The 20521-nt window shown below is 71.7% G+C and carries 15 protein-coding genes; 11 read left to right on the top strand and 4 right to left on the bottom strand.

The features are described from left to right. Positions 1-65 precede the first annotated feature (65 nt). Entirely contained in the window at positions 66-953 is an 888-nt protein-coding gene (gene sucD, locus AB6L24_RS06645) for a succinate--CoA ligase subunit alpha (protein ID WP_405653157.1), read from the bottom strand. 10 nt (positions 954-963) lie between these two features. Further along, positions 964-2103, bottom strand: a complete 1140-nt coding sequence (gene sucC, locus AB6L24_RS06650; protein WP_405653159.1) for an ADP-forming succinate--CoA ligase subunit beta — start codon at positions 2101-2103, stop codon at positions 964-966. A gap of 166 nt (positions 2104-2269) precedes the next feature. Here sucC and AB6L24_RS06655 point away from each other — a divergent pair, with 166 nt between their 5' ends. From AB6L24_RS06655 to AB6L24_RS06700, 10 genes are all read left to right on the top strand, one after another. Further along, entirely contained in the window at positions 2270-3961 is a 1692-nt protein-coding gene (locus tag AB6L24_RS06655) for a thiamine pyrophosphate-binding protein (RefSeq protein WP_405653162.1), read from the top strand. Positions 3962-3973: 12 nt separating this feature from the next. Continuing rightward, positions 3974-5203 (top strand): formyl-CoA transferase, encoded by a 1230-nt coding sequence (gene frc, locus AB6L24_RS06660; protein ID WP_405653164.1) that lies wholly within the window; start codon positions 3974-3976, stop codon positions 5201-5203. Further along, complete coding sequence (locus tag AB6L24_RS06665; protein ID WP_405653167.1) at positions 5204-7360, top strand: acetate--CoA ligase family protein; 2157 nt, start codon at positions 5204-5206, stop codon at positions 7358-7360. 123 nt (positions 7361-7483) lie between these two features. Then, positions 7484-8872, top strand: a complete 1389-nt coding sequence (locus AB6L24_RS06670; protein ID WP_030360248.1) for an OFA family MFS transporter — start codon at positions 7484-7486, stop codon at positions 8870-8872. A 1-nt stretch (position 8873) separates the two neighbouring features. After that, positions 8874-10262 (top strand): OFA family MFS transporter, encoded by a 1389-nt coding sequence (locus AB6L24_RS06675; protein ID WP_405653169.1) that lies wholly within the window; start codon positions 8874-8876, stop codon positions 10260-10262. 675 nt (positions 10263-10937) lie between these two features. Further along, positions 10938-11738, top strand: a complete 801-nt coding sequence (locus AB6L24_RS06680) for a hypothetical protein (protein WP_405653171.1) — start codon at positions 10938-10940, stop codon at positions 11736-11738. A gap of 132 nt (positions 11739-11870) precedes the next feature. Next, entirely contained in the window at positions 11871-12716 is an 846-nt protein-coding gene (locus AB6L24_RS06685) for a DegV family protein (protein WP_405653174.1), read from the top strand. 751 nt (positions 12717-13467) lie between these two features. Further along, positions 13468-14208, top strand: a complete 741-nt coding sequence (locus AB6L24_RS06690) for a helix-hairpin-helix domain-containing protein (protein ID WP_405653177.1) — start codon at positions 13468-13470, stop codon at positions 14206-14208. 167 nt (positions 14209-14375) lie between these two features. Then, complete coding sequence (locus AB6L24_RS06695; RefSeq protein WP_405653179.1) at positions 14376-17147, top strand: ComEC/Rec2 family competence protein; 2772 nt, start codon at positions 14376-14378, stop codon at positions 17145-17147. 314 nt (positions 17148-17461) lie between these two features. After that, positions 17462-18343 (top strand): YceI family protein, encoded by an 882-nt coding sequence (locus AB6L24_RS06700; RefSeq protein ID WP_405653182.1) that lies wholly within the window; start codon positions 17462-17464, stop codon positions 18341-18343. A 98-nt stretch (positions 18344-18441) separates the two neighbouring features. Here AB6L24_RS06700 and AB6L24_RS06705 read toward each other — a convergent pair whose 3' ends face one another. Continuing rightward, positions 18442-18687 (bottom strand): hypothetical protein, encoded by a 246-nt coding sequence (locus tag AB6L24_RS06705; protein WP_030357729.1) that lies wholly within the window; start codon positions 18685-18687, stop codon positions 18442-18444. Between the two features lie 92 nt (positions 18688-18779). On the opposite strand from AB6L24_RS06705, the gene holA reads away from it, so the two are divergent. Next, positions 18780-19766, top strand: coding sequence for a DNA polymerase III subunit delta (gene holA, locus AB6L24_RS06710; protein WP_380857001.1), 987 nt, complete (start codon positions 18780-18782; stop codon positions 19764-19766). 353 nt (positions 19767-20119) lie between these two features. On the opposite strand, the gene rpsT is transcribed toward holA, so the two are convergent. Beyond that, positions 20120-20380, bottom strand: a complete 261-nt coding sequence (rpsT, locus tag AB6L24_RS06715; protein ID WP_030357727.1) for a 30S ribosomal protein S20 — start codon at positions 20378-20380, stop codon at positions 20120-20122. Positions 20381-20521: the final 141 nt, after the last annotated feature.

Consider the following 20521-nt stretch of genomic DNA (forward strand, 5'->3'; position numbering starts at 1 on the left):
CGGGGACGGTAGTGGAGTCGCGGCCAGTCACCTATGAGTGAGGTCACTTCGGGCCGGGTCGGGCGTCAGCGTGAGGCTTCCGCGAGGCGTTCGAGCACCAACCGGGCCGTCTCGGTGGGGGTGTTGCCGACCTGGACCCCGACGGCCTCCAGCGCGGACTTCTTCGCCCGGGCGGTGCCGGACGTGCCGGAGACGATGGCGCCCGCGTGTCCCATGGTCCGGCCCTCGGGCGCGGTGAACCCGGCGATGTAGGCGACGACGGGCTTGCTCACGGACTCCTCGATGTAGGCCGCGGCGCGCTCTTCCGCGTCGCCGCCGATCTCACCGATGAGGACGATCAGTTCGGTGTCGGGGTCGGCCTCGAAGGCGGCGAGGCAGTCGATGTGGGTGGTGCCGACGACGGGGTCGCCGCCGATGCCCACACAGGTGGAGAAGCCGGTGTCGCGCAGTTCGTACATGAGCTGGTACGTGAGGGTCCCGGACTTGGAGACCAGGCCGACGCGGCCGGGCTTGGTGATGTCGGCGGGGATGATGCCCGCGTTGCTCTGGCCCGGTGAGATCAGACCGGGGCAGTTGGGGCCGATGACGCGGGTGCCGTGCCGCTGGGCGTACGCGTGGAAGACGACGGTGTCGTGGACGGGGATGCCCTCGGTGATGACGACGGCGAGTCCGATCCCGGCGTCCGCCGCCTCCATGACCGCGGCCTTGCTGAAGGCGGGTGGCACGAAGACGACAGTGACGTCCGCGCCGGTGGCGTCCATGCCCGCGCGCACGGAGCCGAAGACGGGCACCGCGCGGTCGTCGAAGTCGACGCTGCGGCCCGCCTTGCGCGGGGTGACGCCGCCGACCACGTCCGTGCCGGCCGCGAGCATGCGCCGGGTGTGCTTCATGCCCTCGCCCCCGGTCATGCCCTGGACGAGGACCTTGCTCTCCTTGGTCAGGTAGATGGCCATGGCCGGCTCCTCAGGCTGCGTGGGCGAGTTCGGCGGCGCGGCGTGCGGCGCCGTCCATGGTGGTGGCCTGTTCGACCAGCGGGTGGCCGCGTTCGTCGAGGATGGCGCGCCCCCGTGCGGCGTTGTTGCCGTCGAGCCGGACGACGAGGGGCTTGGTCAGGCGTACGGACTCCAGGGCCCGCACGATGCCGTCGGCGACCGCGTCGCAGGCGGTGATGCCGCCGAAGACGTTCACGAACACGGCGGTGACGGACGGGTCGGAGAGGATGACGGAGAGGCCGTCGGCCATGATCTGCGCGGAGGCTCCGCCGCCGATGTCCAGGAAGTTGGCGGGCCGGGCGCCGCAGCCGGCGACGACGTCGAGGGTGGACATGACGAGGCCGGCGCCGTTACCGATGACGCCGACCTCGCCGTCGAGCTTCACGTAGTTGAGTCCCTTGGCGGCCGCGGCCGCCTCCAGTTCGTCGGCCCCCTGGTCGCGCGCGGGGCCTGGCGCGCCCCAACGGGTCTGCCGGAACCACGCGTTGTCGTCGAGGGTCACTTTTCCGTCAAGTGCGAGGATCTGCCCCTGCGCGGTGCGCACGAGCGGGTTCACCTCGACGAGCACGGCGTCTTCCCTGATCAGTACGTTCCACAGGGCGGTCAGGGTGTCGGCGGCGGCCTCGGGCAGCCCCGCCGCCGCGGCGATCTCCGCGGCCTTCGCACGGGACACGCCCTCGAAGGGGTCGATCGCCGTCCGGAGCACCGCCTCGGGCCGGGTGGCGGCCACCTCCTCGATGTCCATGCCGCCCTCGGCGGAGGCGATCGCGAGGAATCGTCCCTGGGAGCGGTCGAGTACGTACGAGACGTAGAACTCGGCGTCGATGTCCACGGGTTGGGCGAGCATGACCTCGCGGACCGTGTGGCCCTTGATGTCCATGCCCAGGATCTGCCGGGCGGTCAGCTCCGCGGCGGCCGGGTCGCGGGCGAACTTCACGCCGCCCGCCTTGCCCCTGCCACCGGTCTTGACCTGCGCCTTCACGACGACACGGCCGCCGAGGCGCTCGGCGCTCGCGCGGGCCCGCTTCGCCGAGTCGGCGACTTCGGCACGCGGCACCAAGATGCCGTATTCCTCGAAGAGTTCCCTTGCCTGGTGCTCGTACAGGTCCATTCCGGCTCCTGTCTGGAAAGTGCCGCACGCCCCCTGGACACCACCCACCGGATGCGGGATAACAAGCTTCATACAGTATTCGTCGACTGTATGCAATGTACTGTGAGGGCGCCCCGAGCGCGGACGAGCGCACTCCAACTCCCCTACGAAGGGACAGGACTTCGCCATGCCCGACGACAGCAGCGACAACAACACCCTCATCTCCGGTGGGCATCTGGTCGCCAAAGCACTCAAGGCGGAGGGCGTGGAGGTCATCTACACCCTCTGCGGCGGACACATCATCGACATCTACGACGGCTGCGTCGACGAGGGGATCGACGTCGTCGACGTACGCCATGAACAGGTCGCCGCGCACGCGGCCGACGGCTACGCGCGGATCACCGGCAAGCCCGGCTGCGCCGTGGTGACGGCCGGACCGGGCACCACCGACGCCGTCACGGGCGTCGCGAACGCCTTCCGCGCGGAGTCCCCGATGCTGCTGATCGGCGGCCAAGGAGCCCACACCCAGCACAAGATGGGCTCACTGCAGGACCTCCCGCACGTCGACATGATGACGCCCATCACCAAGTTCGCCGCGACCGTGCCGGACACCGCGCGCGCGGCCGACATGGTGTCCATGGCGTTCCGCGAGTGCTACCACGGCGCTCCGGGGCCCTCCTTCCTGGAGATCCCCCGCGATGTGCTCGACGCCAAGGTCCCCGCCGACAAGGCACGCGTCCCGCGCGCGGGCCACTACCGCGCCTCGACACGCTCGGCCGGCGACCCCGAGGCGATCGAGAAGCTCGCCGACCTCCTCGTGCACGCCGAGAAGCCCGCCATCCTGCTCGGCAGCCAGGTGTGGACGACCCGGGGGACCGCGGCGGCCACCGAACTGGTCCGCACCCTCAACGTGCCCGCCTACATGAACGGGGCGGGACGCGGCACCCTGCCCCCCGGGGACCCGCACCACTTCCAGCTGTCGCGCCGCTACGCCTTCTCCAACGCCGACCTCATCGTCATCGTCGGCACGCCCTTCGACTTCCGCATGGGGTACGGAAAGCGGCTCTCCGCGGACGCGACAGTCGTCCAGGTCGACCTCGACTACCGCACCGTGGGCAAGAACCGCGACATCGACCTCGGCATCGTGGGCGACGCCGGGCTCGTCCTGAAGTCGGTGACCGAGGCGGCGTCCGGGCGCGTCAACGGAGGCGCGTCCCGGCGCAAGGAGTGGCTCGACGAGCTGCGGGCCGCCGAGCAGACAGCCCTCGAGAAGCGGCTGCCGAGCCTCAGGTCCGACGCCTCCCCCATCCATCCGTACCGCCTGGTGAGCGAGATCAACGACTTCCTCACCGAGGACTCGATCTACATCGGCGACGGCGGCGACATCGTCACCTTCTCCGGGCAGGTCGTCCAGCCCAAGGCCCCCGGCCACTGGATGGACCCCGGCCCCCTCGGCACGCTCGGCGTCGGCATCCCCTTCGTGCTCGCCGCCAAGCAGGCGCGGCCCGACAAGGAGGTGGTCGCGCTCTTCGGAGACGGCGCCTTCAGCCTCACCGGGTGGGACTTCGAGACCCTCGTGCGCTACAACCTGCCGTTCGTCGGCATCGTCGGCAACAACTCCTCCATGAACCAGATCCGTTACGGCCAGAAGGCCAAGTACGGCCAAGAGCGCGAGCGGGTCGGCAACACCCTCGGAGACGTCCACTACGACAAGTTCGCCCAGATGCTCGGCGGACACGGCGAAGAGGTCCGCGACCCCGCCGACATCGGCCCCGCGCTGCGCCGCGCCCGCGAGTCCGGCAAGCCCTCCCTGATCAACGTGTGGGTCGACCCGGACGCGTACGCCCCCGGAACCATGAACCAGACGATGTACAAGTGAGGTGACACGGACGTGACCAAGGCTCTCGAAGGAATCCGCGTCCTGGACATGACGCACGTCCAGTCCGGCCCCTCCGCGACCCAGCTGCTCGCCTGGCTCGGCGCGGACGTGGTGAAGCTGGAGGCGCCGACCGGCGACATCACGCGCAAGCAACTGCGCGACCTGCCGGACGTGGACTCGCTCTACTTCACGATGCTCAACTGCAACAAGCGGAGCATCACCCTCAACACCAAGACCGAGCGCGGCAAGGAACTCCTCACGGAGCTGATCCGCCGCGCGGACGTGATGGTCGAGAACTTCGGCCCGGGCGCCGTCGACCGCATGGGCTTCACCTGGGAGCGCATCCAGGAGATCAACCCGCGCGTCGTCTACGCCTCGATCAAGGGCTTCGGAGACGGCCCCTACACCAACTTCAAGGCCTACGAAGTCGTCGCCCAGGCCATGGGCGGCTCCATGTCGACGACCGGCTTCGAGGACGGCCCGCCGCTCGCCACCGGCGCGCAGATCGGCGACTCCGGGACCGGCATCCACGCCGTCGCGGGCATCCTCGCCGCCCTCTTCCAGAGGGAGAACACCGGCCGCGGGCAGCGTGTGAACGTCGCCATGCAGCACGCCGTCCTCAACCTGTGCCGCGTCAAGCTGCGCGACCAGCAGCGCCTCGCGCACGGACCCCTCGCCGAGTACCCGAACGACGACTTCGGGGACGAGGTGCCGCGCTCCGGGAACGCCTCCGGGGGCGGGCAGCCCGGGTGGGCCGTCAAGTGCGCCCCTGGCGGTCCCAACGACTACGTGTACGTCATCGTGCAGCCCGTCGGCTGGAAGCCCATCACGGAGCTGATCGGGCGCCCTGAGCTCGCCGAAGACCCCGAGTGGGCCACCCCCGAGGCGCGGCTGCCGCAGCTCACCAAGATGTTCCAGCTGATCGAGGAGTGGTCCTCGACGCTGCCCAAGTGGGAGGTCCTGGAGCGCCTCAACGCCCACAACATCCCGTGCGGCCCGATCCTGTCGACCAGGGAGATCATCGAGGACGCCTCGCTGGTCGCCAACGAGATGGTCGTCGAGGTCCCGCATCCCGAGCGCGGCGCGTTCACCACCGTCGGCTCGCCGCTCAAGCTCTCCGACTCCCCCGTGGACGTGGTCAGTTCGCCGCTGCTCGGCGAGCACAACGAAGAGGTGTTCATCGGCGAGCTCGGCCTCGGGGACGAGGAACTGCGCCTGCTCAAGTCGAACGGAGTGATCTGATTGCAGGCCGAAGACCGCAAGGAGCGGGTGCGCGCGCTCCTGGACTCCGTGCGCGCCAAGGGACGTACGTTGCTCACGGCGCCCGAGGGCAAGGTCCTCGCGGACGCCTACGGGATCGCGGTGCCCGGGGAGGAGCTGGCACGGGACGTCGATGAGGCGGTGGCGTGCGCGGCGCGCTTCGGCGGGCCCGTCGTCATGAAGATCGTGTCCCCGGACATCCTGCACAAGACCGACGCGGGCGGCGTGGTCGTGGGCGTGGAGGGCGCCGCGGCCGTACGGGAGGCCTTCCACCGGATCGTCGCCAACGCGCGCGCCTACGCGCCCACGGCGCGCGTCGACGGCGTGCAGGTGCAGGAGCTGCTGCCGTCGGGACCCGGCGCCCAGGAGGTGATCGTCGGGGCGGTCACCGACCCGACGTTCGGGAAGGTCGTCGCGTTCGGTCTGGGCGGTGTCCTGGTGGAGGTCCTGAAGGACATCACGTTCCGGCTCGCGCCCGTCGACGCCGACGAGGCCCGTTCGATGCTCGACTCGATCCGGGCGGCGGAGGTGCTGCACGGTGTGCGGGGCGCGCCCGGTGTGGACCGCTGGGCGCTGGCCGAGCAGATACGCCGGGTGTCGGACCTTGTCACCGACTTCCCCGAGATCGCGGAGGTCGACCTCAATCCGGTCGTCGCGACCCCCGAGGGCGCGCTCGCCGCGGACATCCGCGTCATCCTCGCCGCCGAGGCCCCCAAGGAGCGGCGCACGTACACGCGCGCGCAGATGCTGGCTTCGATGCGGCGCCTCATGCAGCCCCGCTCCGTCGCCGTCATCGGTGCCTCCAACGAGCCGGGCAAGATCGGCAATTCGGTGATGCGCAACCTCATCGACGGCGGCTTCCCCGGGGAGATCCATCCGGTGAACCCCAAGGCCGATGACATTCTGGGCCGCAAGGCGTACAAGAGTGTCACGGACGTCCCTGGTGAGGTGGATGTGGCGGTCTTCGCGATCCCCGCCAAGTTCGTCGCGTCCGCTCTGGAGGAGGTCGGGCAGAAGGGCGTCCCGAACGCGGTCCTCATCCCCTCGGGGTTCGCCGAGACCGGTGAACAGGCCCTCCAGGACGAGATCGTGGCGATCGGCGAGCGGCACGGGGTGCGGCTGCTCGGCCCGAACATCTACGGCTACTACTCGACGTGGCAGGACCTGTGCGCCACGTTCTGCACGCCGTACGACGTGAAGGGCGGGGTGGCGCTCACCTCGCAGTCCGGCGGCATCGGGATGGCGATCCTGGGCTTCGCCCGCGCCACGAAGACGGGTGTCTCGGCGATCGTCGGCCTCGGCAACAAGGCGGACCTCGACGAGGACGACCTCCTGACGTGGTTCGGCGAGGACCCCCGCACCCAGTGCATCGCGATGCACCTGGAGGACCTCAAGGACGGCAGGGCGTTCGTGGAGGCCGCGCGGGCCACCGTGCCGAAGAAGCCCGTCGTGGTCCTCAAGGCGGGCCGGACGGCCGCGGGGGCCAAGGCCGCCGGATCGCACACGGGCGCGCTCGCGGGCGACGACGCGGTCTACGACGACATCCTGCGGCAGGCCGGGGTCATCAGGGCCCCTGGGCTGAACGAGATGCTCGAGTACGCGCGGGCGCTGCCGGTCCTGCCGACGCCCCAGGGCGACAACGTCGTCATCATCACCGGGGCGGGCGGCTCGGGCGTTCTGCTCTCCGACGCGGTCACCGACAACGGCCTGCGGCTGATGGACATTCCGCCCGACCTGGACGCGGCCTTCCGCGCGTTCATCCCGCCGTTCGGCGCGGCGGGCAACCCCGTCGACATCACCGGCGGCGAGCCCCCCTCGACGTACGAGGCGACGATCCGGCTCGGCCTGGAGGATCCGCGCATCCACGCGCTCGTACTGGGCTACTGGCACACCATCGTCACCCCTCCCATGGTCTTTGCCGAACTAACGGCCCGCGTGATCGCCGAGTTCCGGGGGCGGGGCATCGACAAGCCGGTCGTCGCGTCGCTCGCGGGCGACGTCGAGGTGGAGGAGGCCTGCCAGTACCTCTTCGAGCGGGGGGTCGTGGCCTACCCGTACACCACGGAGAAGCCGGTCGACGTGCTCGGCGCGAAGTACCGCTGGGCGCGCGCCGCCGGACTCCTTGGGGGCGGTCGATGACGTGACCGGCGCACGGGGCGGCCGACGGTGCGCGTCGGCCGGCCCGGAGCCCGTACGCGCACGAAAGGGATTGGACAGGGGGCGCTGGCCAGGAACTTTTCGACGCAAGGGGTGCTGAGTGACATGACGACAACCGACATATCCAGGCCCGTCGCCTACCGGGAGGTGACGGATTCCAACGGCCGGATGTACCGGGTCGGCGAGACCGACATCGACATCATGGGCCGCAAACGCAAGTGGATGGTCATCCTGCCGTGGGTGGGCATGATGGGCATCAGCTCGGCCGAGTACGCGTTCGCGTCCGCCGAGGACACGCTGCACACCGCGCACAGCTGGAGCAGTCTGCACATCTTCTGGATGCTGGGCGTCTGGGTCTTCTTCCAGGCCGCCGTGGCCTTCCCCGCGGGCAAGCTCCGCGAGAGCGGGAAGCTCCCGGCCCGCTGGGCGATGATGATCGGCGCGTGCGGCACCCTCTTGGGTTACCTCTCGCTCGCCTTCGCACCGCATGTGGTCGTCGCCTACATCGGGTTCGGCATGTTCAGCGGCATGGGCGCCGGCATGGTGTACGCGACCTGCGTGAACATGGTCGGCAAGTGGTATCCGGAGCGCAAGGGCGGCAAGACCGGCTTCGTCAACGGCGGCTTCGCCTACGGCTCGGTGCCGTTCGTCTTCATCTTCACCGGCTTCATGGACCTGTCCAACTTCCGCTGGGTGCTGGTGTCCGTGGGGCTCTTCCTGGCGGCGACGGTCGCCGTGGCCGGGTACTTCTTCCAGGACCCGCCGAAGAACTGGTGGCCCGCCGAGGTGGACCCGCTGCGCCCGCCCGACGACCCGCGGGCCCGGCGCGCCCTGGCGATGAACCCGCCCGCCGTGCGCCAGTACACCCCCAAGGAGGCCTGGCAGACCGGTCGCGTCGGACTGATGTGGTTCTGCCTGCTGTGCACCTCGGGCGTGAACATCTTCGGCATCGCGTTCCAGGTGGACATCGGGGAGGACGCCGGGTTCGCGGGCGGAATCGTCGCCACGGCCATGTCCCTGAAGGCCATCGTCAACGGCACGGGAAGGGGCGTCATCGGCTGGCTCTCGGACCGCTACGGACGCAAGCGCTGCCTGATCTTCGTCTGTATCGTCCTCGGCCTCTCGCAGTACGGCATCCTCTGGTCCGCCGAGATCAAGAACCTGCCGCTGTTCCTGATCTTCTCCAGCATCTCAGGCTTCGGCGGCGGCGCCATCTTCCCGATGTTCGCGGCCATGACGGCGGACTACTTCGGAGAGAACAACAACGCCTCCAACTACGGCCTTGTCTACAGCTCGAAGCTGGTGTCCGGACTGCTCGGCTCCGGCATGGGCGCCGTGGTGGTCAGCAACTGGGGCCACACCGGCGCGTTCACCCTGGCCGGGTCCATATCCCTGTTCGCCGGCTTCGTCGCGCTCTTCCTGTCGCAACCCGGCAGGCCGAACCCCAAGGACATCAACCCCAATCCACAACCCCTAGGTGAGGAGATGGCTTGATATGACGGCGGAGCCCTTCGCCGCGAGCGGCGCGTCCGGCCGCGCGGACGCGTCGTACGAGAAGTTCCAGGAGGTCACGGACGCGCGCGGACGCGTCTACCGCATCGGTGAGAGCGACCGGGACATCCTCGGGCGCCCACGCTGGACGATGGTCGTCCTCCCCTGGGTGGCCATGATCGCCATCAGTGTCTTCGAGTACGCCTTCGGAGCGGCCGAGAACACCCTGTCCGCGGCGCACCACTGGTCGTCCTCGAACACCTTCTGGGTGCTGAGCGTGTGGATCTTCTTCCAGGCGAGCGTGTCCTTCCCCGCCGGGAAGCTCCGCGAGAAGGGCATCCTGACCAGCCGCAAGGCCATGCTGACGGGATCGGTCCTGTCCCTGCTCGGGTTCGTCAGCCTCAGCCACGCACCCAACGTGGCGGCCGCGATGGTCGGCTTCGGCCTGCTGGGCGGGATCGGCTCCGGGCTGATCTACTCGACGTGCGTGAACATGGTCGGCAAGTGGTACCCCGAGCGGCGCGGCGGCAAGACGGGCTTCGTCAACGGAGGGTTCGCCTACGGAGCGGTGCCTTTCATCTTCCTGTTCTCCTACGGCTTCGACACCTCCAACTACCGCACCGTGCTGGATCTCGTCGGCTTCTACGTGCTCGCCGTGACTCTGGTGGCGGGCATGTTCTTCAAGGACCCGCCGAAGAACTGGTGGCCCTCCGACATCGATCCGCTGCGGCCCCCCACCGACCCGCGCACCGCCATGGCGCTCGCGAAGAACCCCCCGGCGGCCGCGCAGTTCACACCCGGTGAGGCGTTACGCACCGGCGTCGTGCCGCTCATGTGGGTGTGCATGCTGTGCTGCGCCGGAGTGTCGATCTTCGGGATCTCCTTCCAGGTCCCGTTCGCCAAGGACATGGGCTTCGGCCCGCTCATCGCGGCGTCGTCGATGGGCGTCATGTCGGTGATCAACGGCACGGGGCGGGGCGTCGTGGGCTGGCTCTCCGACCGTCTCGGCCGCCGGTACACCCTCACGTACGTCTGTCTCACGCTGGCCGTCGCGCAGTTCGGTGTCCTGTGGGCGGGCGAGATGCACAACCAGCCGCTGTTCCTGGTCTTCGCCTTCCTGTCCGGCTTCGCCGGTGGCGCGTTCTACCCCCTGTTCGCCGCGCTCGTCCCCGACTACTTCGGAGAGAACAACAACGCGTCCAACTACGGCATGGTCTACAGCGCGAAGCTCGTCAGCGGTCTCTTCGGAGGCGGTCTCGGCGCCATGGTCGTCGACTCCTGGGGCTACGTCGGCGCCTACGTGATGGCCGGTGGGGTGTCGCTGCTCGCGGCGGCCCTGTCGCTGCTGCTGCACCAGCCGGGGGCACCACGCGCGCGTGCTGCCACGGTGTGACGTCCAGCCGGTGCACCGCGCCGGCGTTCCAGGGGGAGGGGGGGGGGGGGGGGGGGGGGGGGGGGGGGGGGCCCCCCCCCCCCCCCCCCCCCCCCCCCCCCCCCCCCCCCCCGGGGGGGGGGGGGGGGGGGGGGGGGGGGGGGGGGGGGGGGGGGGGGGGGGGGGGGGGGGGGGGGGGGGGGGGGGGGGGGGGGGGGGGGGGGGCCGGGTGGTTGGGGGGGGGGGGGGGGGGGGGGGGGGGGGGGGGGGGGGGGTTGGTGGGGGGGGGGGGGGGGGGGGGGGGCGGGGGGGGGGGCCGGGCCGGGGGGGGGGGGGGGGGGGGGGGCCGGGGGGGGGCCCCCCCCCCCGCCGTTCGTGGCTGAGGGCGGCCGTTCGTGACTGGTCGCGGCCGTTCGCGGCTGGCCGTGGCGCGCCGGGGCCGCCCGCCAACTGCGGGTCGGGCGACGCGCATCGGGGTAGTCCCCTACGGGCAGCTTGGGGGTTCCGCTGGAACCCTCAGGAGGGTTGCTGCGTTTACCGTGGAGAAGGCGGCGAGATCAGCCCGTGCAGAAGCGGACGGATCAGCACCGTCGGCAGGACCCGCACCATCTCGCACCATCCCGCACCACCCCTCGCACCATCCCGCACCACCCGGAACCGCCGGGGACCGATTCGCCGGGCCGAAGGAGAAGCATCGTGGAAGCCGTGATCGCAGTGGTCGCGCTGCTCTTCGTGCTGTTCCTGGCACTGGGAGCGTATGCGGTGGTCAAGGCGGTCGGAGCGGCCCGCCGCGGCATGGACCGCACGATCACACAGGCCCGCCGCACCGTGGAGGACACCACCCTGCGCGCGCGGACCTTCGCCCAGCCCGGAGCCGTCGGCGAGCTGGCCCAGCTGCGGCTGCGCCTGCGCACCTCCATGCGGGCCACCCAGGACTCGCTGCGCGCGGGCGTGGCCGAGGACTCCTCGCTGCACGAGTCCCTGGCCCTCTTCCAGCGCCTGAGCGCCCACGGCCACGAGCTGGACGACGAGCTCAAGCGCCTGGAGCGCGAGCCCGACCGCATCGAGCTCAGCCAGCGCCTGCCCGGCCTGAAGGACCGCACCGAGCAGATCGTCAAGGCCGCCGACTCACTCCGCTGGGCGGCCCGCGACCGCGCCCACAAGTTCGCGGACGACGACCTGGACCTGCTCAGCCAGCAGATCGACATGGAAGCGGGCGCGCTGCGGCACTGGACGGACGGACCCTCCGACGACCAGCCCCTCACCTCCTGGTCCGACCCCGCCACGGCCCCGGCGACCGACCAGGCGAAGACCGCGTCGGGCTCCGCGGCAGCCGACCTGAACAAGCCGTCCCGGCCGGGTGCGTCCGCCCGCGCGGCCGAAGGAGACCGCGCCGACCGCGCCTCCCAGGAGCCGACCAGACCCGCCATCACCCCGCCGGCACCGCAGCCGACGTACCCCTGGCAGAAGAAGCCCAAGCCCGAGAGCACCACCTGACCCGCGCCTGCCGCCAAGGCCACCACCCGCCCCCTCGGCATGCCCTCGGCCCCGCCGGGGCACGTCGCCCCCGTCGCCCGCGTGCAGGGGTCGGACTGCCGCACCCGGGTTCCTGCGGGTAATCTCCAGCTCATGTCCCGCCATGTCGCGATCGTCACCGATTCAACGGCCTACCTGCCGCAACGGACGATGGAGCGGCACGACATCACCGCGGTGCCGCTGACGGTCGTCCTGGGCCATCAGGCACTCGAAGAGGGCACCGAGATCTCCGCCCGCTCGCTCGCGCTGGCACTGCAGAAACGCCACCCCGTGACCACCTCGCGCCCCAGCCCCGAGGTCTTCGCCCAGACCTACCGCAAGGTCGCGGAGGCGGGCGCCACCAGCATCGTCTCGCTCCACCTGTCGGCCGAGTTCTCCGGGACGTACGACGCCGCCGTCCTCGCCGCCCGCGAGGCACCCGTGCCGGTCCGCGTCGTCGACACCGGCATGGTCGCGATGGCCCTCGGCTTCTGCGCCCTCGCCGCGGCCGAGACCGCCGACTCGGGCGGCACGGTGGACGAGGCGGTGGCGGCCGCGGAGAAACGGGCCGCGGCGACATCCGCGTACTTCTACGTCGACACCCTCGACTATCTGCGCCGCGGCGGCCGCATCGGCGCCGCCCAGGCGCTCCTCGGCTCCGCGCTCGCCGTGAAACCGCTGCTCTCGCTGGACGACGGTCGCATCGAGATGCTGGAGAAGGTCCGCACGGCGTCGAAGGCGATCGCCCGCCTGGAGGAGATCGTCATCGAGCGGGCCGGGGCACACGACGTGGACATCGCCGTGCACCACCTCGCGGCGCCCGAGCGCGCGGCGACCCTCGCGGACCGCCTCCGGGACCGCGTCCCTGGCCTCGTCGACCTGCACGTCAGCGAGGTGGGCGCGGTGATCGGGGCGCACACCGGGCCCGGACTGCTCGGGGCTGTGGTCTCGCCTCGGTGAGGTGATCTCGCTTGGGTGAGGTTCACCCTTGCGGGTGGCGGAGTTATCCACAACTTCCGGGTAATCCCCGGGAATTGAGCAAGATCAACAAGTTTACGTGATGGTGCCTAGCGTTTTCGGCATGGGACTTCGATCGGCTTCAGAGACGGTGAGCGATGGTTCGGCGGTGGCGCCGGGCGACGGTTCGACAGGTTCAACAAGTTCGACGCGCAGTGGCCCGGGGCGGGCGCCGGGCTCGGGAGGACGCGCGGGGGAACACCGCGTGGCGGGGGGACATGCGACACGACGCCACGCTCGGCGTCGGGCCCGGCGCAGGCGCGCGGCGGCGGAGGCGATGCGGCTGCGGGCCGAGACGCTGTTCGCCGAGCCGGGCGTGCGGGGAGGAGGGCGGGGGCGGGCTCCGACGCCGCCGTTGAGGGGTGAGCGAGGGTGGCGCCGAACTCCTGGCTGGGCTGGGGGTGTTGACGGTCCTCATCCTGGCGCCGGCGCCGGTGATGGGGATACCGAGGGCGTTGGGGACCCGGCGGGCCCGGGGGCTCCGGTGGGACACGTGCTCTTGGCGGACCCGGTAGACCCGGTAGACCCGGTAGACCCGGTAGATCCGGTAGACGCGGGTCGGGTGGGACGGGGGAACCCTGCGGGTAGGCCGGATCCTGCGGACGAGAGGTCCGGGGCCGATGCCCGGGTGGAGCCGTCGTGGCGGACGCGGGCCGGGCTCGCCGTGCGGGAGAGGCTGCCACTCTGGCTCCGGTTGCGATGCGGCCTGGAGCGGCGGAGCGTCATCGCGCTCGGCCTGGTCCTGATCGTGGCCGCGGTCTTCGCGGCGCAGCACTTCTGGACCGGGCGGACACAGTCGGTCCGGGCACCGGACGTGGTGGGGGAAGCGACGGGACCCGGCAGCGGGCCAGGGCCGTCCCCGTCACCCGGGACGCCGCCCGCGCCCGACGGCGGACTCCCTCAGGGCGCGCCGGGCGACGCCACCGGTGCGGGCAGCGGCACGGGCGCGGCGGAGGGCGTCGTCGTGGACGTCAGGGGGAAGGTCCGCAGACCCGGTGTGCAACGACTGCCGGCAGGGTCCCGGGTGGCCGACGCGCTGCGGGAGGCGGGCGGGGTCCGACCCGGCACGAAGACGGACGGCCTCAACCGCGCCCGGCTCCTCATCGACGGCGAGCAGATCGTGGTGGGCGGCCCCGTGCCACCGGAACAGGGCTCCGCGTCGGCCGCCCCGCCGGGCTCCGGCCCCGGACCGGCGGCCGGGGGTACGGCGGCCGGACCGACAGGGAGCGCCGGCGCGGCCGCAGGACCGGTGGGGCTCAACACCGCCACCGCCGAGCAACTGGACACCCTGCCCGGGGTGGGCCCGGTCCTGGCGCAGCACATCATCGACTACCGCACGGAGCACGGGGGATTCCGCTCGGTGGACGAACTCCGGGAAGTGAACGGCATCGGCGAGAAGCGGTTCGCCGACCTGCAGAACCTCGTGCGGCCATGAGGAGCGGGGAGACGGCGGCGAGGGGCGCGGGAACAAGTGGCGCGGGGACGTTCACGAGGCGTCGGGCGACCGCCCCGCGGGCAGATTCCGCCCGCCCCCGTGGGCCCGACCGGCACCGGATCGGCCCTGACGACCCGCGCCAGGAGGGCCCCGCCGACCTTCGCCTGGTGCCACCCGCCCTCGCGGCCTGGGCAGCGGCGGCCCTCGCACTGGACGCCCCACCCCGTGTGGTGGTCGGCGTGGTCGTGGTCTGCGTAGTGGTCGCCGGAGTGCTCCTGGTGACGTGGACCGCGTGGGGATGCGGGGACGGACGTGCCCGCGCCGGGGGCGTCCACACCGGGGCCGTCCACGCCCGGACGGGAGAGCGTGCCCGGCCCCGGAGAACGGGCCGCTTCGCATGGGGCCGCGTGAGCGTGGCCGCCGTCCTGCTCTGCGCCGCGGCATCGGCGGCCTCGGCCGGGCTGCACGGGGCGGACCTGCACCGCGGCCCCGTGCCCGAGCTCGCTGAGCGGTACGCCGAGGTGACGGCGGAGGTGGAGGTGACGTCGGACCCGCGCCGTACGCGCCCTCGGGTGACCGGGGACCGCGCGGCTCCGCCGTCCATCGTGCTGAACGGGGAGGTCGTCCGCGTCAAGGAGGCCGACGGGACCACGAGCGGGACGCGGGCGCCGGTACTGGTCATCGTGCGCGAGGAGAGGAAGGAGGAGAAGAGGTCGGGCGAGAGGACGAAGCCGGGGGAGAGAGGCACCACGACCTCGGGGCAGGCGCCCTGGCGGCCGAATGACGGACGCAGCTCAGACGGTGCTGGTGGCGCTGACAGCGCTGGTGGTACTGACAGCGCTGACGATGATGACGGTGCCGGCGATCGTGTCGGCCGGGCCGGAGCCGACGGCCCGCCGGAAGGCGTACGCACCGGGGGCACGGACGCGCGGCCGCGAGGGTCGCCGTGGCTGGACCTGCTGCCGTCCACGCGGCTGCGGGTGCGCGGGAGCCTCGCGGTGCCGTGGTCGGACAGCGAGAAGATCGCGGCGGTACTGCGGGTGCCCGAGGGGCAGGCGCCGCACGTGGTCGAGGCGCCGTCGGCGACGCAGAGGTTCGCGGGGGACCTGAGGGCGGGCCTGCGGGAGGCGACGGACGGTCTGCCCCCAGACGCCCGCGCGCTGCTGCCCGGGCTGGTGATCGGGGACACCTCGCGGGTGCCGCCGGACCTGGACGAGGCGTTCCGCGCGACCGACCTCACCCACCTCCTCGCGGTCAGCGGGGCGAACCTCACCATCGTCCTGGCGCTGCTCATCGGACCGCCCGGCACGGCTCACCGCGCGGAACGGCGTGGGCTCGCCCCGAGGTTGGGCATTCCGCTGCGCACGACGGCGCTGCTCGGCGGCGGGCTGACACTCGGGTTCGTCATCGTGTGCAGACCGGAGCCGAGTGTGCTGAGGGCGGCGGCCTGCGGTCTGATCGTGCTGCTGGCCATCGGCACGGGCCGACGCAGATCGCTGCTGCCCGCGCTGGCCGCGGCGGTGCTGCTGCTCGTGCTGTACGACCCTTGGCTGTCGCGGAGTTACGGCTTCCTGCTGTCCGTCCTGGCGACGGGGGCGCTGCTGACGCTGGCACCGAGGTGGAGTGCGGCGATGCGACGGCGCGGCATACCGGGGCGGCCGGCCGAGGCGCTGGCGGCCGCGGCGGCGGCGCAGGCGGTGTGCGCGCCGGTCGTGGCGGTGCTCGCGGCGCGGGTGAGCCTGGTCGCGGTGCCGTGCAACCTGCTCGCGGAGTTCGCTGTCGCGCCCGCCACAGTGCTGGGGTTCGCGGCGCTCGCGGTGGCGCCGGTGGCGATGCCGGTGGCCAAAGTGCTCACGTGGTGCGCGAGTTGGCCGGTGGGCTGGATCGCGGGGATCGCCCGGACGGGGGCGGCGCTGCCGGGGAACGGGATCGACTGGCCGGGCAGTTGGAGCGGGGCACTGCTGCTCGCGATCGTCACCGTCGGTGTGGTCCTGGCCTGCCGCAGGCTCGCCCGGCATCCATGGCTGAGCGCGGGATGCGTGCTGCTGCTCCTGCTGGCGGTCGTTCAACCTCCGCCCCTCACCCGGGTCATCGCGGGCTGGCCGCCGCAGGGGTGGCGCATGGTGATGTGCGATGTGGGCCAGGGGGACGCGACCGTGCTCGCTGCGGGCGGGGGTGCAGGGGTGGTCGTCGACGCGGGACCCGATCCCGTGCTCGTCGACCGGTGTCTGCGCTCCCTCGGTGTCACACGGGTGCCGTTGGTGCTGCTGACGCACTTTCACGCGGATCATGTGGCGGGGCTGCCCGGGGTGCTGCGGGGGCGGTCGGTGGGGGCGATCCAGACGACGGGGTTCCAGGAGCCACCGGGGCAGGCCGAGTTCGTGCGCGCGCAGGCGGCCGCGCGGAGGATTCCCCTGACGCGGGCCGTCGCCGGGGAGCGGAGACGTGCCGGGCCACTGGAGTGGCAGGTGCTCTGGCCGCCACCCGGCCCGGGGGCGCGGCCGGAGGGGCCGAACGACGCCAGCGTCACCCTCCTCGCGCGGGTCGCGGGGCTCACCCTGCTCCTGCTCGGCGACCTGGAACCCCCGTCCCAGCGAGCCCTGTTGCGCACCCCGGCGGGCGCCGCGCTGCCACGGGTGGACGTACTGAAGGTCGCGCATCACGGGTCGGCGTACCAGGACCCGTTGCTGTTGCGACGAGCCGGACCACGGCTCGCGCTGGTCTCGTGCGGCGAGGACAACCCGTACGGACACCCCTCACCCCGGACGGTCGCGGCGCTGCAGGCCGGGGGAGCGCAGGTGCTGCGGACGGACACGAGCGGCGCCATCGCGGTGACCGGAGGACGCGCCGGAGCGCGAGCGGGGCCGCTGAGGAGGGCCCCGGGCGCGGGCGAGGGCGAGGCCGGTGCGGCGGAGCTGGGGGTGGCGACGCGCAGGTGAGGGGTGGGGCACGCCCTGGCCGTGCAGGTGAGGCCAGGGCGTGGGTGGAGGCAGGGGCAGGGGCGGGGTCGCGACGGCGACGGGGTGGGGTGGGGGGGGAGGGGGAGGGCCCCCCGGGGGGGAGAAGGGAGAGCAGGAGGGAGGGACAGGCGAAGTGGGGCGGAACTGTTAATTGGGGTCAGTGGGACAGTGCTGGCGCTCCGGGTAATTCCGCAATGTTCCTGTTGAAGTGGTTGCGTTTGCATCGAATGCCGCAACGGTGATCGAATGCCTTTTCGTTGCAGGTGTTGTCAAGGCGTGCGGGGTGTGTCGCAGTGTTCGGCCGTTGGCTGGGAAACCGTTGGGGCCGGGGCGGGCGGTCCGGGCCGCTGTCGGCGATGACGGTGCCGACCGGTGCGGGGGTGCTCAGCTGTCGGGTGCTCGACCCCGTCAACGAGGCGGTGCGGCACGCGGAGCTCTCGGTCAGCGACACCATGGGCCGCAAGATCGTCAGTGGTGGGACGGATCCGTTCGGGTCGTTCGTGGCGACGGTTCCGGCGGGGGAGTACCGGCTCGCGGTGGCGGCGGAGGGGTTCACGCCGTACCGGGCGAACATCACGGTGGGCGACGGCGCGCACGCGTCGATGGGGGACGTGACGCTGCAGATCGCGCAGCTCCCGGGGCTGCCGGAGTCCGGGGACTGGGACATCGACCCGATGCACTCCTCGATCGCGTTCACGGCGCGGCACATCGGGCTCGCGCGGATCCATGGCCGGTTCAACACGTTCGCGGGGGCGATACGTCTGGCCGAGCGGATGGAGGACTCCGCGATGCACGTCGTCATCGACGCGTCCTCCATCGACACGGCCGTGAAGATGCGCGACGACCATTTGCGGTCGGGTGATTTCCTGGACGTGGCGCGGTTCCCGACGATGGAGTTCTACAGCGACAAGTTCGTGCACAAGGGCGGTGCGCGCTGGGCGATCACGGGCGCGCTGTCGCTGCACGGCGTGACGCGGACGGTCACCCTGGACACGGAGTACCTGGGCGTCGGGCACGGCCTGGAAGGGGAGACGCGGGCCGCGTGCCGGGCGACGACCGAGCTGCACCGCGACGACTTCACGATCACGTGGCAGACGATGCTCGCCCGGGGGATCGCGGCGGTCGGCGCCAGCATCACCATCGAGCTGGACATCCAGGTCCTGCCCAAGGCCTGAGCCCGGGCTCGCCGCTCTGTCCCAAGGCCTGAGCCCCGGCTCGCCGCTTCGGGCACCGCCGCGCCGACCCGCCGGACCTGCCCTGGTCCGGCCCAGCCCTAGGGCGCCTCCAGCCAGCCCTCGAACTCGGCTGCCAGCGCGTCCAGTTCCTTCGGGTCGAGGCGGCTCTCGGGGTCCTCGACGACCACCAGCCACTGGGCGTCCTCCGCGTCGTCCTCGCCGGCCAGCGCGTCCCGGACGAGCTGGGGTTCGTCGGGGACGCCGAAGCGGTCGGGGAGTTCTTCGGCGAGTTGCTCGGCGGCGTCGCGGTCGGGCAGCACCAGGACATGTCGTACGTCGGTCACCTGCCCATTCTCCGATACGGCGATGTCCGCCCGTGCCCGCAGGGTGCCGCGTCGGCCCGAGCTGTCAGTGGTGCGTGGGATGCTTGACCGCGATGGCCAGGAAGAACGCAAACGACAATCCGCTCGCTCCTGTCACGGTCGCCGTGGGGCAGGAGGACCTGCTGCTCGACCGCGCCGTGCAGGAGGTCGTCGCCGCCGCGCGGGCCGCGGACGCCGACACCGATGTCCGTGACCTCACGCCCGACCAGCTGGGGCCCGGCACGCTCGCCGAGCTGACCAGCCCGTCGCTGTTCGCCGAGCGCAAGGTCGTCGTCGTACGCAATGCGCAGGACCTGTCGGCGGACACGGTCAAGGACGTGAAGGGGTATCTGGGGGCTCCCGTCGAGGAGATCACCCTGGTGCTGCTGCACGCGGGTGGCGCCAAGGGCAAGGGGCTGCTCGACGCCGCGCGCAAGGTGGGGGCGCGGGAGGTGGCCTGCCCGAAGATGACCAAGGCCGCGGACCGGCTGTCCTTCGTGCGCGGTGAGTTCCGGGCGCTCGGGCGGTCGGCGACGCCCGAGGCGTGCCAGGCCCTGGTCGACTCCATCGGCAGCGATCTGCGGGAGCTTGCGTCCGCAGCGGCGCAGCTCGTCGCGGATGTCGAGGGCACGATCGACGAGGCGGTCGTCGGGCGGTACTACACGGGGCGGGCGGAGGCGTCCAGCTTCACCGTGGCCGACCGGGCCGTGGAGGGGCGGGCCGCGGAGGCCCTGGAGGCGTTGCGGTGGTCCCTCGCGACCGGGGTCGCGCCCGTGATGATCACTTCGGCGTTGGCGCAGGGGGTGCGGGCCATCGGGAAGCTGTCGTCCGCGCGCGGGGGGCGGCCCGCTGATCTTGCTCGGGAGCTGGGGATGCCGCCGTGGAAGATCGATCGGGTGCGGCAGCAGATGCGGGGGTGGACGCCGGACGGGGTTGCTGTGGCTCTGCGGGCCTGTGCGGAGGCTGACGCGGGCGTCAAGGGGGGCGGGGATGATCCTGCGTACGCCCTGGAGAAGGCTGTCGTCGCTGTTGCGCGGGCTGCTCGGCTTCGCCGGGCGTAGGGGGTCCCTCCGGGGGAGGGCGGGGTGGGTTGGCACCGCCGAGGGCGGTTGTTTGGGGTTGCTCGCCGTTGCGGCGGGTTTTTTCTTCCCCGATCCCGCCCCTTCCCGAAACCGGGGCTCCGCCCCGGACCCCGGACTGAGCCCACCCCCAAACCCGAAAGCCCCCCAAACCCGAAAGACCCCGCCCACCACCCTGGGGAAGGGCAGCGCACGGGGCCTTCGGTCAAGCTCAAGCTCTTCAAGATCCACACCCGCGTGGCGAACGCAGGCCGCGTGTGGATCGGGGTGCCGGTCGGGAGCGGATGAGAGAGGGCCCGCTCTGGTCCTCCCGGCGGTTACATCACTGGTCGGCCTTAGAGGGACGCGGCCTTCGAAGCAAGCGCCGACTTCTTGTTGGCGGCCTGGTTCTTGTGGATGACGCCCTTGGAGACGGCCTTGTCGAGCTGGCGCGAGGCCTCGCGGGTCAGCTCGGTCGCCTTCTGGGTGTCACCGGAGGCAACGGCCTCGCGGGCCTTGCGGATCGCGGTCTTCAGCGAGGACTTGACGGCCTTGTTGCGCTGGCGCGCCTTCTCGTTGGTCTTGTTCCGCTTGATCTGGGACTTGATGTTCGCCACGAAAGAGCCTTCTCAGGTTCAGGTACTGCTGATTTCTCTGACATGTGCCACCCGGCGAGAGGGCTGAGAGACACAGCTGCCCACGTTACCAGCCGCCCTGCGACCGGCCCAAACCGATCCTCGGGGCCCACCCGTGGGACG

The organism is Streptomyces sp. RK9, from assembly GCF_045070545.1.
GTDB lineage: Bacteria > Actinomycetota > Actinomycetes > Streptomycetales > Streptomycetaceae > Streptomyces > Streptomyces alboflavus.

Coding starts and splice junctions, on each gene's coding strand:
- AB6L24_RS06670 (WP_030360248.1), top strand. CDS start 7,484: ATGACGACAACCGACATATCCAGGCCCGTCGCCTACCGGGAGGTGACG.
- sucD (WP_405653157.1), bottom strand. CDS start 953: ATGGCCATCTACCTGACCAAGGAGAGCAAGGTCCTCGTCCAGGGCATG.
- holA (WP_380857001.1), top strand. CDS start 18,780: ATGGCCAGGAAGAACGCAAACGACAATCCGCTCGCTCCTGTCACGGTC.
- sucC (WP_405653159.1), bottom strand. CDS start 2,103: ATGGACCTGTACGAGCACCAGGCAAGGGAACTCTTCGAGGAATACGGC.
- AB6L24_RS06675 (WP_405653169.1), top strand. CDS start 8,874: ATGACGGCGGAGCCCTTCGCCGCGAGCGGCGCGTCCGGCCGCGCGGAC.
- AB6L24_RS06655 (WP_405653162.1), top strand. CDS start 2,270: ATGCCCGACGACAGCAGCGACAACAACACCCTCATCTCCGGTGGGCAT.
- AB6L24_RS06685 (WP_405653174.1), top strand. CDS start 11,871: ATGTCCCGCCATGTCGCGATCGTCACCGATTCAACGGCCTACCTGCCG.